The 16,246-nt window shown below is 54.8% G+C and carries 17 protein-coding genes; 4 read left to right on the forward strand and 13 right to left on the reverse strand.

Features of this window, described 5'->3' with window-relative positions; translation table 11 throughout:
• Positions 1-11: 11 nt before the first annotated feature.
• From H8K04_20905 to H8K04_20955, 11 genes are read right to left on the reverse strand one after another with little or no spacing between them, the layout of a single operon-like run.
• The gene (locus tag H8K04_20905; protein ID UVT18140.1) at positions 12-767 is read right to left on the reverse strand and encodes a hypothetical protein; all 756 of its coding nucleotides are present in this window, start codon (positions 765-767) and stop codon (positions 12-14) included.
• Between the two features lie 3 nt (positions 768-770).
• The gene (locus tag H8K04_20910; GenBank protein UVT18141.1) at positions 771-1,061 is read right to left on the reverse strand and encodes a hypothetical protein; all 291 of its coding nucleotides are present in this window, start codon (positions 1,059-1,061) and stop codon (positions 771-773) included.
• 18 nt (positions 1,062-1,079) lie between these two features.
• Positions 1,080-2,456, reverse strand: a complete 1,377-nt coding sequence (locus tag H8K04_20915; GenBank protein UVT18142.1) for an HD domain-containing protein — start codon at positions 2,454-2,456, stop codon at positions 1,080-1,082.
• Complete coding sequence (locus H8K04_20920) at positions 2,453-2,863, reverse strand: hypothetical protein (protein ID UVT18143.1); 411 nt, start codon at positions 2,861-2,863, stop codon at positions 2,453-2,455. The genes H8K04_20915 and H8K04_20920 overlap by 4 nt, the downstream gene beginning before the upstream one ends.
• A 13-nt stretch (positions 2,864-2,876) precedes the next feature.
• Positions 2,877-3,416, reverse strand: coding sequence for a transglycosylase SLT domain-containing protein (locus tag H8K04_20925; protein ID UVT18144.1), 540 nt, complete (start codon positions 3,414-3,416; stop codon positions 2,877-2,879).
• 32 nt (positions 3,417-3,448) lie between these two features.
• Positions 3,449-3,892: a heavy metal-binding domain-containing protein gene (locus H8K04_20930; GenBank protein UVT18145.1), complete on the reverse strand. Its 444-nt coding sequence runs from the start codon at positions 3,890-3,892 to the stop codon at positions 3,449-3,451.
• A 17-nt stretch (positions 3,893-3,909) separates the two neighbouring features.
• The gene (gene traN / locus H8K04_20935; GenBank protein ID UVT18146.1) at positions 3,910-5,817 is read right to left on the reverse strand and encodes a conjugal transfer protein TraN; all 1,908 of its coding nucleotides are present in this window, start codon (positions 5,815-5,817) and stop codon (positions 3,910-3,912) included.
• Positions 5,818-5,854: 37 nt separating this feature from the next.
• Positions 5,855-6,868, reverse strand: a complete 1,014-nt coding sequence (locus tag H8K04_20940; protein ID UVT18147.1) for a hypothetical protein — start codon at positions 6,866-6,868, stop codon at positions 5,855-5,857.
• A 37-nt stretch (positions 6,869-6,905) separates the two neighbouring features.
• Positions 6,906-7,655, reverse strand: coding sequence for a hypothetical protein (locus tag H8K04_20945; GenBank protein ID UVT18148.1), 750 nt, complete (start codon positions 7,653-7,655; stop codon positions 6,906-6,908).
• A 7-nt stretch (positions 7,656-7,662) separates the two neighbouring features.
• Complete coding sequence (locus H8K04_20950; GenBank protein ID UVT18149.1) at positions 7,663-8,292, reverse strand: hypothetical protein; 630 nt, start codon at positions 8,290-8,292, stop codon at positions 7,663-7,665.
• A 32-nt stretch (positions 8,293-8,324) separates the two neighbouring features.
• Positions 8,325-8,684, reverse strand: coding sequence for a hypothetical protein (locus H8K04_20955; GenBank protein ID UVT18150.1), 360 nt, complete (start codon positions 8,682-8,684; stop codon positions 8,325-8,327).
• A gap of 89 nt (positions 8,685-8,773) precedes the next feature.
• Between H8K04_20955 and H8K04_20960 the strand changes: the two genes are divergently transcribed.
• The 4 genes from H8K04_20960 to H8K04_20975 all read left to right on the forward strand — a co-directional run bounded on the left by H8K04_20960 (position 8,774) and on the right by H8K04_20975 (position 11,646).
• Positions 8,774-10,006: a hypothetical protein gene (locus H8K04_20960; GenBank protein ID UVT18151.1), complete on the forward strand. Its 1,233-nt coding sequence runs from the start codon at positions 8,774-8,776 to the stop codon at positions 10,004-10,006.
• A complete protein-coding gene (locus H8K04_20965) occupies positions 10,003-11,004 on the forward strand; it encodes a hypothetical protein (protein UVT18152.1) in 1,002 nt (333 codons plus the stop codon). Before H8K04_20960 ends, H8K04_20965 begins: the two co-directional genes overlap by 4 nt.
• 76 nt (positions 11,005-11,080) lie before the next feature.
• On the forward strand, positions 11,081-11,368 hold the full coding sequence (locus tag H8K04_20970) for a DUF4258 domain-containing protein (GenBank protein ID UVT18153.1): 288 nt from the start codon (positions 11,081-11,083) through the stop codon (positions 11,366-11,368).
• Positions 11,365-11,646, forward strand: a complete 282-nt coding sequence (locus tag H8K04_20975; GenBank protein UVT18154.1) for an antitoxin — start codon at positions 11,365-11,367, stop codon at positions 11,644-11,646. Before H8K04_20970 ends, H8K04_20975 begins: the two co-directional genes overlap by 4 nt.
• Positions 11,647-12,086: 440 nt before the next feature.
• Here the strand turns inward: H8K04_20975 and H8K04_20980 are convergent, their stop codons facing one another.
• Positions 12,087-12,251, reverse strand: a complete 165-nt coding sequence (locus tag H8K04_20980) for a hypothetical protein (protein ID UVT18155.1) — start codon at positions 12,249-12,251, stop codon at positions 12,087-12,089.
• A 6-nt stretch (positions 12,252-12,257) separates the two neighbouring features.
• Positions 12,258-16,241 (reverse strand): conjugal transfer protein TraG N-terminal domain-containing protein, encoded by a 3,984-nt coding sequence (locus H8K04_20985; protein UVT18156.1) that lies wholly within the window; start codon positions 16,239-16,241, stop codon positions 12,258-12,260.
• Positions 16,242-16,246 lie beyond the last annotated feature (5 nt).

A 16,246-nucleotide genomic window follows, 5' to 3' on the forward strand; every position in this document is an offset into this window, starting at 1 on the left:
TCCCATCCACTTTAGATCGCGTCATATTGCCGGCGCATTTCATCTTCACGATGGGCCCGTCGCGAGCCAAGCAGGAAGGATATCCCGGGAAGAGTGAGACACACCATCGTACTGATCACAATGAAAATGCCGGACTTAAACAGCAGATTGCGAAAGTCGACCAGGAAGTAGAACAGATGATCCCATTGTTCCACGGTGAAAATCCCATGAACCACAAAATAGGTTGATGTCAGCACGTTGGAAATGATGTCCGGGGTAATCCGCCAATAGAGGAAATGAAACACCACGAAGATCAAGAGCATCTTGAGAATACTGCCAGTGACAAACCCGCCGTACAATTGCCAGATCGCATTGCGGCACACTTTGCCGAAATAGCACGCGCCTAAGTTAAACGCCAACAGAATATTGATGCCCAGGGTGTAGCTCAATCCAATGAGAAGAGAAAAGACCTGATCGGTCACCGTAGGATCATGCGTGCCGAAGATCGGAATCACGCGATCGATCACCCCCACACTGATCGGGGTGAAAATGATGTTGACCAACATGTCGGCCCAGGCCCCTTTCAACCCGACGTCGAAATACCCAAACTTCTCGTTCAGCAGGAGAAAATGGGGCGGGATCTCCATCCCCGTCCGTTCGACCGCCGACAGCTTCTCAATGTCAGAGATCGCCTCGAGGAGGCTTTTCGGTTTGGCCCGTGGGGTGGTGCTAGGGAACAGCGGCCCTGGATTCCCTTTCCCTGCAATCCCTCCCCCTCCACCTTCCATCGGTTATTCTCCCAATAGTCCAAACGTGCGAGCCACCGACCCAAAATACGCAAAGCAGGTCGTAAAGACGAGGAACAACACCGCGAGTCCAAACTTCTGCTTGTAGGTCCCGTACCAGAACGAATAGAACAGACACAGCGCGGCGCCGATCCGGGCCAAAGTGCCGTGAAACATCAAGTTAAAGAAGTTCATCCACATGTGGCGATACGCCTCTTCGCTCATGTAATTCAGCGGGTCCAAATACTCGAACAAACTCGCTGAGACCGGCTGAATCAGGTGGAAACTGATATTCATGAGCAAGGGCCCCATCCCTTAGTGAACGATGTCCTCGATCAACTTAAAAAACCCTGTCTTCCGCTGTTCCAGGTTTGAGGGCGTCGTCGCAAAGGCCGATTCCAGAATGGGTACGGCATAAATCGGCAGTTCTTTCTTGGTCTTCAGGCGGAGCTTATACCGTCGTCCGGAAAACCCTTCTCCGATCGACTCTGCCAACACGCCAGCCATCCCTAACACGACCGCCAGTTGATTCAAGACTTGATCACGGTCGGACATCCGCAATAAATGAATGTCCACGATTTTCTTCTGTCGCGCGAGTTCCTTCACGACACCGTACAACGCCCGCGTCTGACAGTACACGATCCCGCCACTCGCCACCGCCGCCCATTCCCCTTTCTTCGTACTGTCCGTCCCGCCCATGTTGATCAGCGGCTCAAGCAGGGCGAGAAACTCTGGCGTCGTAAACCAATCGTCCCAGCGTTTGATCTCCAGGGTCTTCGTCACATACGCCACTTCTTCTTCGCGAGCACGGCCGTCTGCCACTTTCAGTAACGTGGCAAACGCATCCTTCACCAAGCGATGATGCCCTTGAATGGCCTCACAGACCTCGTCGATCCAGAAGATTTCAACCTTCTCGCAATATTCACGGATCTTCATGACGCTGATCGCCGGATGATCGCGCATGGAGTAAATACCAGAGGCTCGAAAGACCGGAATCTTTCCCAGATCATGCCCAAGACATGACATCAGCATCTTGGGAATCAGCGGCTCGGGATCTTTGTAATGGCTCATCAATTCGGCCAGTCCGTGTTTCGTCACACGCTGCGTGTGATCCCGCAAATTCACTTGCGCGAGCGTATCCCGAATCGAATAGAGATCCGCGACCTCTTCATCTTGCGTTTTGGCCTCCAACACCACCGACGGGCAATCTCCATATTCTTCCAACACGTCAATCATCGTCACCAACGGCCCCAGAACTTGCTGCCGCTCAAGGAGACCCTGATACGGCAGGATAAAGTCCCGCAATAAGATGGATGCGGCCGCGCGTTTCGTGATGGGCGTCCTTGGCGCTACCACCGCTGGCACTGCACTCACCACAACCGGTTCCTTTCCAGGCGATGCCACCTCCTCACGTCCACGAAGGATCGCCGAGACCACGGTCGCCCCTGCCGGCGCCAGGGCTTCCTCCATCGTGACCGCCGGTGTCCCAATAGGACGCAAGCCACTCCCATGAGCTGATCGAAAGTCTTGATTATGCCGTAACCAGACGGGGGCCAAATCCTCTAACGCAATCACGAGTGGAGAAGGTTTGACGAGCGGCATCCATTTCACCGACGTCGCCATCTTTTGCGGCAGGCGGACCAGTAGGGATTGCCGGATCCGATCGAGTACCGTATGCACCCAGCGGCTCATCGCCACGCCTCCGGCAATTCCACGGCCTGGACTTGCTCCTGAGCCACCACCATTTTGGTCGGCCGGCCAAACAAGGCTGTGACAATAGTGGCTTTCCCATCGCTAATCTGATCTATCCGCCCCACGACATGCATCGCTCCGCACGGCACACGGACCGTTTCCCCAATCTCAGGGCACGACGGCATGACACGCTCCATTTGCAATCCTGCAACCTCCTCCATGCTCAGGGGCAGCACCTGCCGCACCCCGGCACAGGTCCGTATCATTGGGATCCATTCTTCTTGTCCGTGCCAGACCACATACTCATCCGCCATCCGCCGGATGTCCGAGGCGCCAGACTTCTCCAATAACTGAATCAATCGGCGCACTCCCGATCGCACGACGTGACCGGCATACCAATGTCCCATCGTCATTCCTCTCTCAACGGAGTTGGTCGAGGGCCTTCTTGACTCTCCAGGGATATTGCGGATTGATCCCGTTATACCGTTCGATCGCACGCCAGTTATACCCATGACGCTCGATCGATTCCCTGAGGATTCGAGCCGACACTTTCAGGTTGGCACAGCCATCGAGGAGAGAGATCGGATGTATACGGTATCGCTCCATATTCCGCGTATTGACTTGGCCTAGCCCCACATCAAAGTTCACATTCTGTTTCCACAGTCGCGTGACCAATGAAATAGCGTCGTTCATTGAACGGACTGTTTGGCGAATGCCCTTACCATGCTGGTTCACCGACACCGCCAGCGGGTCCCAATTCCCATTCTCGACCTGAACAATCGCTCGCAGTAGTGTCGAGGGAAGCTGATAGGCAGTGGCGGCTTCTTCAAGACAGGCATGAAATGGGTGTGAACCTCCCTCCACCTGCGTGCGCATAGTCTGCTTCTCTCCTTTTGCCACACCAAGCGACGGGATGCTCACCACAATCACAATGGTGCCAAACACCAGCCACCATCGCATCTCGCGCTCCCTCATGTTCCGAACTCTTTGGCCTAAGCCACAGCCGGAAGCATTACCTGTACCGGCAGTGGCTTCGCAGCTATCACCGGAAGACCTTCCACGACACACCACCGTACCGCGGTCCCTCGAACGGTAATACTTTTCATCGACATCCCCTTAGCCGAAACTGTTTCCACTTGGAAATCGAGTCCCATGATAGCCGTTGGATTTCCATACTTCTCATATGCCATGTCACTGAGCTCACGGAGGGCAGGGAGAATCAGATAATTCTGCACCGGCTTATCGTAGCTCCGGACTCCGCCCCCGATAAAATCTCGCACCCGTGCCATGATGTCCCGCAACCAGCCCATCCCCTGCGTTTTATGAACAAAGACCAAGCCTAAGGGTTCACAGAGTTGCGGTTCATTGTTGATGCTATAAATTCCAGACTCCCCGAGGGTGAACATGGGTAAATAGGGTCGGTCCTCTGACAGCATCGTGCCCTCCTCTAATCTCAGCAGCCTGGCGCGCCCGGATTCATAGCACAGGCTTTTTGACGCAACGATTCCGCGACGGCGGCTTGATCATAGTTTGTGGTGATCGACGAGAAGTATTCTGTGAAATCCATCGTCTGGAAGTTCAGCGCTGCGAATTCGTTCAACGTAAACCCATCACAATCGGGGGCATCGGGTGTCCCGAAATTCTGCCCCAACTGCGGTTTCCCTTGTTCCTGGATAATCCGTGCTAATTTTGAGCGGAAGGTACAATACACATCAGCCCGGCGCGCGCAAATCTGAGCAAACCCCACACTCCACCACTCAATACAATGGTTCCCGACCAAGACCACCTGCTGCGCCCGCTTATCACCAGCCAATGATATTTCCACATCGGTACACGTCCCCAACATTCGATCGGGATCGTCCGCACAACAATCGATAATCAAGGTTCCCAACGTGGAATACGAGCAGGCCTTCGGTGTACCTGTGAAAATCCGTAATTGATCCTTATCGAAATCATCCTGCACCGCTTGGACCATCGCCAACATTGTCGCGGCAATCTGGAAGTTCTGATTCGGCGGGGTGCTCGTATCCATGCAAAACGGGACATAACTCCCTGGTGCGCCACAGGAAGTGCATTGTTGCACCACAGTTTGTTGCGCACAGACGGTGCCACCTCCACACTGCACCGTCACCGAGTAGGTATCGCATCCGCCCGGGATGGGGGTCGTACAGGTGGAGGCCACATCAAAGCACCCCGCCTGCAACAACGGGGCACAGGTGTCCGTTGTCAAACTCGAAAAGCCCCATTGTTCTTCACGTACCCATGCCCCACTCGCCGGCGCCACCGTTGGCGGGAGAAGCGTCTGGACGGTCCCGTCACTGAGCGTCACCGTTCGGGGGGCATCATCAAGAACCACGGAGGACATCCGTACCCACCCGGACGCACGAACTCCGGCGCACTGATCGTTGATCACGTCTTTCCGAATGACCCACGACTTTCTCCAACTCGTAGCTTGAACGCTCCCTGATTGCGCTCCTGACGCTCCACACACAATGGCGAGCACCTGGCCCGATGAAATCGAGAACGAGGTCCCACCACATTGCCCACCGATCGACACATTGACACTGAAGTTGACGAGGACAATTTGCTCATCGGGATCAAGCGTGGGTGGCGTGAAAGAAAAGCTGGCAAAGGTCCGCCAACCGATCCCCCCGCAATTTTCACCAAATACTCCACCGGGACCAGTGCCCAACCACTGCATGACATAACTGTCCGGGGACGGATTCAGAACCCGGACATACATATAATGATCGACACAGAAACCAGCCGACCCGCCCGGGCCTCCCGTGATCGGGACTTCCCTGATGCTATTCGTCACCTGAATTTGACAGGTCAGTTGACCACTCCCTGGCCGATTACAGGTTTGTGTCGACGGCGGGGCCTGTGTCCAGGACACGCAAATCGTCACATCCGTACAGGTGCTGACATTGGGATTCGGAGTGATCGAACTCGCAGTCGTATTGGCCGTGGTCACAGGAGCGCTTGTCGTTAAATTCCACCCTCCAGCATCCACCCCCATTTGTTGCACTCGGGACGCATTCGGGTTCGACGCCGCGGCATTTCCCGCCGCATTATTTAAGCCCGAGACATCACCTGTGTCGGAATAGTACCCAGAGGCAGATGAACCGGCGCAGGAGGCGTCCATACACCCCGAGGTCCCACCATACTGTGGCACCGCCCCCTGTCGGCCGCTCACCGTCCCTCGATCCAGCGCGCCGGTCGACTGGATATTCCCCATCGCACAGCGAGCTTTCTGCAGGGGATCGGTAATCCCGCTACAAGATACTTGAGCAAGAGCTATCCCTGTGACCGGTACGATTCCAGCCATAACGATCATCACCGTCAGAATGCGCCGCACCATCACCACCGCCTCTCCGCCTGCTCGTATTCCCTTATGTCTAGCGTTTCTCTCCAACTTCCGGTGCCTGTGCCGCGGTTTGCACGGGCTTCTTCCAGCCAATCTTTTCTTTGGCCCAATCCGTCCACGATTGCTTCGTAGCTGGTTGCACAGCCACCGTCGAAGTCGTCAACAGCGGCGATTGCCCACCATTATCCGTCACCTGTGCTGATGTGGTCGGAGGGGTCGTCACCTCAGCAGGCTTAACCGCGACGGCTGCCGATGGAGCCCCATCCTTCGGACCAGTCACCGCACCATCTGTCCCAGTCACTGGAGCGGTGGGGACAACAGGAGCTTGGGAGACCGTTGCAGGGACAACCACAGAAGGATTCTCCCCCACACTCCCCGTAACCGGAGAACTACCAGTAGTCACCGTGGCAGGAGTCACAGGAGATGGCTCCAATTTTGGACTGATGACTTTCGATGGCGGCACAACAGTCGAAGCCTGCCCGAGTTTCTGCTCCAATGCCCGCTCAACAGCCCCCTTCCCCTTCCCTTTTCCATCCGACTCAGAGCCAACTTCATGTTTGTTGGCGTCACTCGTCTCAGCCGGCCGAGAGAGTTTTGCAACCGCCTGCGCCTGCTTCCGTAACACTTCGACCTTAGCGCCCAACCCCGAGATCGTTCCATTCATCGCTTGTTGCTGTTCACTCATTGTGCGAAGCAACTCCAACGTTTCTTGAGACTGGCCCGTGAATTTGCCAAACTCCACCCGCTGAAGAGCCAATTCCTGACTCACGGTAGTCAGTCGAGCTTGCAGCGCCTTCACATCCACCAAGGTTTGTTGAACCGTCGACTCCAACCCGGTGACACGAAGTGAGTGCTGCGAGTAGGCTCGATGCAAGGCCTGCACATCAGACGACAACCCGTCCCGTTCGATATCCTGTTCTGTCTTCACGTACCTCAAATGCTCGTTCTGCTCCACTTGTTGATCGTACGCGGATTTGGACACACACCCGCTCAACGCCCCAGCACACAGAACCCCCGTCATCATCATCTTCATAGCAACCTGCATAGAATCCTCCTTACAAAGTTCAGGGTGCTCCCGCCCCCTATGTAGACGCTCCTCGATGCACAACTCTCGGCCGACCATTACTCGAACCTGTTGACCCGATCGTGACGTCATCCTTCGACGTTATTTCCAACTCAGCACCAATCTTTGCCACTCGAGGTTTTTGAGGCTCACGGAGTTCACGCGGCTCGTAATAATCCACGTCCACCGTCGCACACACTCCACGCACCACCCGATCTAACTCCCGTACCAACGTGAGCGCTTCGGATAGACGCGAGTCGCTACGGAGCTGCTCCATGCTGATCGTGCGCAACACAACCAAGACGCGATCCATCCGAATGATCTGTTCAACCACTGCACGGACTTCTTCCGTTTGAGGAACCACCACATGTGCACGTGGGTCAGCGACCATCCGTTTCCGTTCCACCAGTGATTCTCCTAACGCCGGTGTGAGCAACACGAGCTCGCCACCAGAAGCCCGGAGCCATTCGGCCGCTTGCTTACTCCACGTTTGAATAGGTTCCAGGAGTGCTAAGACTTCCGCTACAGTACGAGTGACACCCAAATCTCGCCGTAACCGCGGGATCGCCTTATTGAGTGGGTACACCATGCGAATGAGAATGCGACCTTCAAATGATCGTGGCAGTACAATGAGACTGCCATACTGCTGCAGGAGCTCCCGGTTGAGCGCGATCCGCTCCTCAGGCGTTTTCTTTTTGCGTTTCGCGTTGGCGGCAGCCCCATTGTCGTGTTTCGGTGAACCGGAACTCTGTGGTGACTGATTATTCATAGTCCTCCTATAAGCTGGCCAACCGAATCGAAAACCCGGTAACTCGGCCTGCGACGGCCACATTCAAGCCAGCCTTCCCAAGAAATCGTGGCATCACTGCTGCCGGGACACGGACCTCAGCCTCATGGGCACGACGGTCGACCGTGATTCCTTTCACCTCACCAAGGGGAGCCGGCAACAACGCTTGTTTGATAAATTCTTCGGGGGATGCACTGTAGAGCACCAAACACGGACGTAACCGCGAATAGGATCCAAACTCTCGCAAATACGGCAGGCATAACCTGATGGGGTCATCTCCCGTCGGTGATCCCACAGCAATCTTGACGAACTCCGCATGCTGAACTGTCCCCACCGCCTTCACATCCACACGCCCCTCCGCGATCACCGGGGCAAACAACAGTTCAGCGACGCGGCGAATAAAATGGCCCGATCGTTGGGAGACAATCGGATACGGTCCCTCCACGGATTTGATACAGGCATAAAACCGGTCTCCAACCCGGTAGGGACCATCCGCACAGACCCGAGGCAGCACCGCCATCCGGTCCGTGCCTCCTATCAACGTCAAATAGCCAGGCTTGTCAGGATTTGCTTTGACCACCTGGCCCAACACAAAATGACCGACCTTATCGAACGCCATACTTAGTATTACGCTCGCGAAGTTGAAGGCCCCTATCGGCGCTTCCGATCAAGCTCCTCTTGAAACATCTTTCGGCACAGACTCAACGGTAGGAAAACCGTATCGACATGACGGGCGGGAACCACCACTTTCACCAAATATCGCCCTTCGTACTCCGCCGTCACCGTACTGACTTGATACCCTTTACCCCGCAGTGCATTGACGAACTCTTCCGGACCGGACCACTTCGGGAGGTCGCTGACCTCACCCACTATTGAAAACACCTCCCCACACCCCCCCATCCCGGAGGCCACCATCCACCGCTCCGGTCCCAACGGTGACTGTGCCCACACCGGAATCGCCCAGATCCCCCACAAGATCGTGATCCCTACCATCAGTGTCCGTATCAGCATTGCCCCACCATCCCTTGGATTCCCTTGCGACCGCCCTGCTTCTCTGGCATACACAGTCTTATTACGATCTCTCGCGTAATAGAGCTCTGATGCCACACAGACTGCGCTACAAGTGGTCTCTCCTCGCCTGGCTCACCCTCCTCACCGGATGCGCCAATTCGTACTTTGTGCCTATGGAGCTTGCCCCTTCGCACATCGAACGCACCCCGGCCGGGACAGAACCAGCAAGCCGGCCGAGTCTGCACGTGATCACCCACTCTGATGGATTGGGATGGCAAGTCTCAGCGACCCAAGAATGGATCGACCGAGAGCACGTCACGGAACAGGAATATTGGAAGGGCTGGGTCTATGCACCAGCAAAGAATTCAGCAGCCCAGGTCGGGTACACCGCTGGCACCGTCCTTACCTGCCCGGGCAGCATTCTCGCTCACGTCTTTATCAGGATGATTCGGGTGGTCGGACTATTGGATCAAGCGGAACCCACGTGGCACTACATTAAAGGGCTCTGTGTCGCGCCACTGCTAGGCTTGGATCCTACGACCCCACACTGGCAGACCCAACCAGGACCCACACATGACGTCACACGCGTCTCCCAACGAGTCATTCGTCCACTCACCGACGGACGTCTCCAACTCCGCTGGATGCATAAGCAGTTCGATCCGGTCGGAACAGAATATGTGATCACCAAGATGTCCCCAACACTCGATATCCGGTTACGCGAGGTCGCGGCCGTCCTTCTCCGGACCCATCAGCCCGATACCCTCCGCCAAGGCCAATTGGAGATCACCCTCCATACCACTGACGGACTCACCATCACGACCCCCATTTCAATCAGCCCCTCCACGCTAAAAACGGCCCTTGAATCTGATCTGATCCGCAGACCTGCTTCAGACTGGCCAACATCGCTTCGGATTCGCCTGGAGACCCAGGACCCTGCGCTAACATCACTGACCCAAACCCTCCTCACTGAACTGGGTTTACCCAGCGTTACCCGCGGAACCACTGCCACCTCGCTATATGCAGCTCAAAACCAGGAGGTTTCACCGCTGTTCCAAGAAGGGACCTCTAATTCCATCGGCCATTGGACCGGAGCCACTGTACTCCTCTCCCTTACGAGCACGCGCATGACCGAAACCACACACTTACTTGTGGCCACCGCCAGCTCGATCGAAACAGGACTTGTCCTTGGACAATTCACCCTCGAAGGACGAGCTGGCCTCACTCCTGACGTCGCCAGTACCTTGCGTGCACAACTCACACAGTTGCTCACTGGTGACGGCCTCGCAGTCCGTCGTGGTCTCATGATCGAGGAACGCCGATGAAGATGCTGGTTGCCGCCATCCTTATTTTCTTATCTGGCTGTCAAACACTCCTGACCTCGCCTACTGGAACACCCTCAACGTCTCGCCTCCCGATCGAGCGACTTCCCCACAGCTCCCCGCACGTGCAGCTGACACCCAATGCCACCAAAGACCATTGGACCATACAAGTCACGCAACAATTCGATGACGTCGAGCAAGTTCACACGGTCCAGCAACAGGCAGCACGTCGCTACCTTTTCTGGCCCCTGGCCCCTCTGAACGGCCTGACACAATGTCCGGCCGGTTTAATCGCATCCGTCCTCTCTTCTCGAGAGAGCGCCAACATCCTGCGCGAGGTCGGCTGTATGCGGCTCCTGGCTATGGAACCGTTACGCAATACCGTTCCCACCCACATGATTGACCATCGACAACAAGTACACCGATTGTCCGAATCCCCTGTCGCCGGCGCCGAGATCACCTTCCGTTCACATGACACAGAGGACGTGATCCACACCTTGACCGGCATCGATGGACGAGCCACCGTTCGAGGCCTCGTGCAACGTACGCTCGCCGGCGTCCTCACCATCTCAGTGGCCAACCAGATCATCGAAACACAAGAGATCACCCTCAACCCCAGTCACCCTAACTCACGCATACGAGCACTACAGCTCCCGCCCAACCCCGTATTCCAAGTGGACGAAGCACACACCTCGCCCTACCTGGAGCACATGATCCGCATGCAGCTCCTTCAACTCGGGTTCTCAGTCCTGCCAAACACTCGATCGCACAACGCAATTGTGGATGAACAGAAGATCCAACTAACAGGAAGAATCGAGGATGGGTCAACGGTGAAGACCGCTCGTCTCGCACCACCAACAATGCTCATTCAAGGAAGAAAAGAAGAAGAGTCCCCGTACGAAATCACAGTCCTCTTCGTAAAGAACGGCGAGCAGCACATCATCAGAATTGATGATCTCGGCGAATTAGCCCTTCTCCTTCAACGCCAACACTATAAGTAAGAGCCATCCTCACACCGTGAACCGCAAACGGACATTGTGTTGACATTCGGCACACATTGTCATAGGGTTATCAGACATGGAATCATGGGAATATGCCTTCGACCCGGACAAGAATGCCTGGCTCATACAAGAACGAGGGATCAGCTTCGAGCAGATCATCGCCCTCATTGAAAGCGGCCATCTCGTTCAGGTGCTGGAACACCACGATCGCGAGCGCTATCCTCACCAGTTGCTCTATGAAGTCGATGTGAATGGGTACATATACATCGTCCCAGTCGTGAGAGAACACCGAACGCTTTTCTTAAAGACGATCTATCCCAGCCGAAAGGCCACCAGACATCACGAGAAAGGACGCGCCACATGAAAAAGAAACTTCTGCTGGATAAGGACGAGGATCAGGTAGTCGCGGATTACGAGCGCGGCGCCTTCAGGCCGGTGAAGAATCAAGCTATAGCAAGAAAAGAAGCCATGGACGCCGCCCGACGCTACATGCGCAAAGACGCCCGAATCAATATCCGTTTATCGACCGCTGATCTTGAAATGCTGAAGCGGCGCGCCGCCGAGGAAGGCCTGCCCTATCAAAGCCTGATCGCCAGTATCCTGCATAAATACGTCAGCCGCTCTGTGCCACAGACCAACTAACGGGCAAGCGGAGTAGCTTCAAGTACACAATCGCCATAAGCTTCCCTGTACATTCCATTGCCGATATACGTATTCGGAGCCGATGCTGGACCAGGGACCGCTCCCAAAGCAGAAGTTGTCCGATAATTCACAATGCCAATCCCTTTCCTATTTTTATCTCGACATATTTCATCTAGCTCAACACCTAATGGCTGCTTACCCTCGTCACGTAGAAGATTGTCTGCAGAACCCCAAGCGCCTATTGTGAGAACTTCAGATCGAACAACCTGATAGCCAGGAATCTGAGCCCCCACATAACGTCCCAACCATTTTCCCTTAGCATTTCCTTCTGTCTCAGCCGCGGCCAGAGACCCAGACCAAGAGAGACCAACAAAGAAGCAGACAATTACAACCATCACCCGAGTCATCGATTTCATATTTCTGCTAACCTACTTTACTGGTCAATCACGAGGATTCTGACTGTGATCAGGATCAAGAAACTCTCGCTGATAGTCACTCGCCCAGCCTAGTCGCTCGAAATCGTCGTTATCTTGCCCCGGCAGCTGACCGAGAATATGCCATGCCCCACGGATATACTGCCGGATCGTGGAAAGCCAGTTCAGCATGGTCACCTACCTCCGTGAAGTGCCGCTAGATATCCCTCGCTGACGCTTAAACTCTTCTCGCATACTTGTTAACTTATCATAGATCCCTCGCTGTTCAGGATCAACAGGGGCCTGAGGATCATAGGGACGGGGGCTACCACCAGAGATCTTTTCCGCAGATCGCTGAAAACGACCAAACCGCGTAGCATCCATAGTCACCTGCCAACCAAGTCTCACCCCTTCTGCAGCTTGAGCTGCTTCCTTCCAATGACCTGGTTTATCCGGGTCAAATGCATCTGACAGCCCCAAGGCTTCCAATGACTGCTGTCCTTTCGAAACCAACGTCGAAGATTCATCAATTTTTGTATTGAGCATATAGGCGCGACTATCACGACGCTCAATTCCTTTATGCCCCTCACTCCAAATCCGCTCACCTGCCTGATTCAGGACATCACGAACGACAAACCCACCAGCCGATTCTGCTTCACGGTGACTCACTTCACGCTCATTGGTTAACCTAAACTGACCTGGGTTTTTGGGGTCTGCCTCTACATCCCCAACCCTAAACACCGGCCCCCGCTCACCTTCGTGATACCCGATCTGTTTTCCCGTTGCGGTGTTTGTGAAATGCATACTGACGATATCCCCTTCTGGAGACATCTCGATCCCCCCTGCGACACGGGCTGTGCCCTGTCCGTCCAACCCAGGAACAAGAAACGATCCTGAAAAACTGTTCCGATTCGAGGTCTCGCTCGTCAACATCCGCCAGTCGCCTGTGCCGTCTCCGCCTCGACCAAGAGTCGACGAATGGAGATTGCCAGCGTGGTCGGCAACCCGTTTATCAACCACACCAGAAACAGCACCTGAAACGACATGCCGACTCTGGTCTTCCATAAATCTCTGTGTGCTTTTCTGCCCATCAGCTCCTTGCACATTTTGCACGGTCTCGATTGCATTAAACTTCTGTGACCCTGCTCCAGCAGAAATCACGTACCCAGTTCCCTCTCCCCCCTTTAGCTCAGATGACCCATCAGATCCAAGTCCATCCAGAGTCAACTTTCCACTCCCCACAGGCAATTCACTCAACGGCCGCGGTTCCATCGAGACCGCCAATGAGCGTTCACCAAACGCACCTCTATTAACGGCCGTCGTGGTATCCGGTGTCCGAATCAAACGATCAAACAGCGACCCTGACTTCTCCGGATCCACCGTCGCATGCCCATGCGACGTAAAATGGGTTTGCCCAATCGACTTTAAATTCCCATGTCCATCGTCTAGCCATGCCGGGGCAGTCAAAGTTTCATCATAGGTGTAATCCGACGACCCTGGATTGTTTCTCAACGTCAACTGCCGGCCACCATCGCCAATGACGCGTTGTGTCCCCCCATGATCCAAATCAGAAAAGAAGACCTGACCGTCTTTGGATTCAACATGGCCTCTGGATACGACATTATTCCCATCAATCACCGGACCGTTATAACTCCAGTTCTGACTATCCCGCCCCCCATACTTCTGAAGATGTCCGCCAACCAACTGCAGATCGTCGACCTGCATCATCATCCCTGAGGAATGCGCTTCTAACCGTGCGGACCAATCCTCAGTGGGAGCATGCATCTCCCAGCGCCCTTGCTGTGGGTTGTACGACATCTCTCCACGAAGCTCACCACGGTAGCCATCTTTATCCACCGTGAACGACGATTGAAATGGTTGCCCACTCCCATCGGCGGCCACCCCACCCTGACCATGCACCACACCCGCTAACGTCTCATGAGAGCCATCAGCATGAAACACCTCAACGTGTGAAGCCCCTGAATACGATCGTGTCAGTTCTCCAGCATTCCCCTCTGTGGTCGTCGTCATCAGCCCATGCTCGGAACTATGTTGCGTGTGTAAATTCGTCCCATCACTACTCGTCACGGTCATCCCTTTGGAGAAATCCGGCATGCCTTGGTCATTCAGTCCGACATTGCTCAACGCATACCGATGTTCACCGTGCTCCGTTGAATGCGCGGTCATCACCCCACCACTCCACGGAGAATCGGCTGAGGGGCGTGAAAAACTGGCTGTCACATCCGCCATGACAGTCTCGGTTCGCCCATTGACGCTCATCGGCACGGCCGCAGTCCCGACTGCCGTAAATAACTGTTGATGATCCCCTTGCGTGCGAAGTTCTTTGGTGAACCCCCCTTCCGACCAGGTATCGCTGAGCGACTTCTGTTGGTTCATGCGCTGATTCCAGGTCTCGCGGTAGTCATGTTGGACATTATTGCCGTCACGGCCCATATACGACACGTCGACATGATCCCCCGACACCTCAAATTGAGCCGAGTGCATCTGACCATCAGCACCCTGAACCGGTTGACGCCACACCCCTCCCATATACTCATCACCGTGCTTGCTCCATGAGCCCTCGGGACCATGGTACTGCTTCGTCATGCCATCCCGGCTCACCGTCATCGAGCTCCCGTCACCATACCCAACACTCGTATTGCCCCCTTGATGATGCATCATCGTGCCAGTACCACCACGAAAGTAACTGGACCCAGCATGGAACCCACCCGACGCATCTTGCACCATCGGGGAGTGCTCCTCCTTCAAATGCTGTCCGGGCTCCACGTACTTCCCATCCCCATGGGCATACTGCGACGCCTCATGCGCCGCAGCCGATTGCGCCCCTGCTGTAGCCCCTGTCACCGCCGAAGCCAACGAGCTCATCCCATACGCCGCGACCGTCGCCAAGGTCGGAACCGCCCAGATCAGCCGCCCTGAAAACGTATTCAGGCCAATCAAGACATTGGAATAGTCGTCAAACGAATTGAATGAAATCAGCCCCACGGTAATCTGCGCCATCTGTTGAACCCCATACTGATACACCACAAAGTTCAAGATCGCGTACATGGGGATCCACATAAAGAGCCATCCATACCCCAATACCAATCCGCGGATGGTCGCAAACATGGCAGGACTCATGGCTAACGCCAACATGAGCGGCGTCAAAAGATACACCACACTCTCCGAAACGGTCCGCATCAAGGGAACAAACCGAGCCGATATCAACGAATCCGCATACGCTTGATTCTTAATATCGGCTGTAATGGATTTCGTCATTTGCACAACCGCACTGGCGGTATCGTTCCCCTCTTCAGCAGATTGCCGATCCGCATCCTTCCACCGCTCGCGTAACAACACATTATTGATGAGTGCGCGAGGACCCTGCCCGCTCCCCATGATATTCGTGATAAAGGCCTGCACCGGCGTTAATTCTCCATCGGGCATATCCAGGACGCCCAACACAGCACGAAATTGCCGCATCGTCTCATCGTAATCGGGCTCACCATTCGCCAGCCCATTGACAATCCAGCGATCGTACATCTCTGGACAAGTGCTCTGCGCAAACTGATTCCCCAGTCGAATCTCGACAATCGGCAAAGCAGCGTTCGTGACCGCAATTGCCGTGACCATATTCGGAGAATTCAAAATAGGTTCACGTTGCAACCGATTCAGCTCAATCTCCCGGAACACACAATCCTTCAGATAATTGGTCACATTCGCTTGCAGATCCCCAGGGATGATTTCCTGCATCATCGTCTTCTGCATGTCGAAAAACCCTCGACCAATGGACGAATTGACCACCCGATACTCCGCCGGCAACCCAAACGTCGTCTCAACACCCACCATCGTTTGATAACTGATTTCGGAGGTCATGTAGGCCGGAAACGCCACCGCCAACGGGACATTCCCAATGACCTGATCTGGTACTCCCGGATTCACTAAATCATGCACGAGGACGGTCATTCTGATATTGAGCGTCACCGCCAGAATAACGATCGCACCAAAGACCCATTGCCACTGAATCCGGCCACGGCCGAGGAATGACACAATGCCCCCAAACACTAAACAGACCATCCCTAAGCGCAGCAAACTTTCATACCCCCCACCCATTAAAAAGACGATGGCACGGATCACATCCGACAACACATCGCCACTTCCAAATGTGTTAATTGGCCACATCGTAG

The sequence above is a fragment of the Nitrospira sp. genome (genome assembly GCA_024760525.1).
Classification (GTDB): Bacteria; Nitrospirota; Nitrospiria; order Nitrospirales; family Nitrospiraceae; genus Nitrospira_D.

What these genes read in the sequence shown, in the direction of transcription:
- H8K04_20905 (UVT18140.1), bottom strand. Translation starts at nt 767, where the DNA reads ATGGAAGGTGGAGGGGGAGGGATTGCAGGGAAAGGGAATCCAGGGCCG.
- H8K04_20910 (UVT18141.1), bottom strand. Translation starts at nt 1,061, where the DNA reads ATGAATATCAGTTTCCACCTGATTCAGCCGGTCTCAGCGAGTTTGTTC.
- H8K04_20915 (UVT18142.1), bottom strand. Translation starts at nt 2,456, where the DNA reads ATGAGCCGCTGGGTGCATACGGTACTCGATCGGATCCGGCAATCCCTA.
- H8K04_20920 (UVT18143.1), bottom strand. Translation starts at nt 2,863, where the DNA reads ATGGGACATTGGTATGCCGGTCACGTCGTGCGATCGGGAGTGCGCCGA.
- H8K04_20925 (UVT18144.1), bottom strand. Translation starts at nt 3,416, where the DNA reads ATGCGATGGTGGCTGGTGTTTGGCACCATTGTGATTGTGGTGAGCATC.
- H8K04_20930 (UVT18145.1), bottom strand. Translation starts at nt 3,892, where the DNA reads ATGCTGTCAGAGGACCGACCCTATTTACCCATGTTCACCCTCGGGGAG.
- traN (UVT18146.1), bottom strand. Translation starts at nt 5,817, where the DNA reads ATGGTGCGGCGCATTCTGACGGTGATGATCGTTATGGCTGGAATCGTA.
- H8K04_20940 (UVT18147.1), bottom strand. Translation starts at nt 6,868, where the DNA reads ATGCAGGTTGCTATGAAGATGATGATGACGGGGGTTCTGTGTGCTGGG.
- H8K04_20945 (UVT18148.1), bottom strand. Translation starts at nt 7,655, where the DNA reads ATGAATAATCAGTCACCACAGAGTTCCGGTTCACCGAAACACGACAAT.
- H8K04_20950 (UVT18149.1), bottom strand. Translation starts at nt 8,292, where the DNA reads ATGGCGTTCGATAAGGTCGGTCATTTTGTGTTGGGCCAGGTGGTCAAA.
- H8K04_20955 (UVT18150.1), bottom strand. Translation starts at nt 8,684, where the DNA reads ATGCTGATACGGACACTGATGGTAGGGATCACGATCTTGTGGGGGATC.
- H8K04_20960 (UVT18151.1), top strand. Translation starts at nt 8,774, where the DNA reads ATGCCACACAGACTGCGCTACAAGTGGTCTCTCCTCGCCTGGCTCACC.
- H8K04_20965 (UVT18152.1), top strand. Translation starts at nt 10,003, where the DNA reads ATGAAGATGCTGGTTGCCGCCATCCTTATTTTCTTATCTGGCTGTCAA.
- H8K04_20970 (UVT18153.1), top strand. Translation starts at nt 11,081, where the DNA reads ATGGAATCATGGGAATATGCCTTCGACCCGGACAAGAATGCCTGGCTC.
- H8K04_20975 (UVT18154.1), top strand. Translation starts at nt 11,365, where the DNA reads ATGAAAAAGAAACTTCTGCTGGATAAGGACGAGGATCAGGTAGTCGCG.
- H8K04_20980 (UVT18155.1), bottom strand. Translation starts at nt 12,251, where the DNA reads ATGCTGAACTGGCTTTCCACGATCCGGCAGTATATCCGTGGGGCATGG.
- H8K04_20985 (UVT18156.1), bottom strand. Translation starts at nt 16,241, where the DNA reads ATGTGGCCAATTAACACATTTGGAAGTGGCGATGTGTTGTCGGATGTG.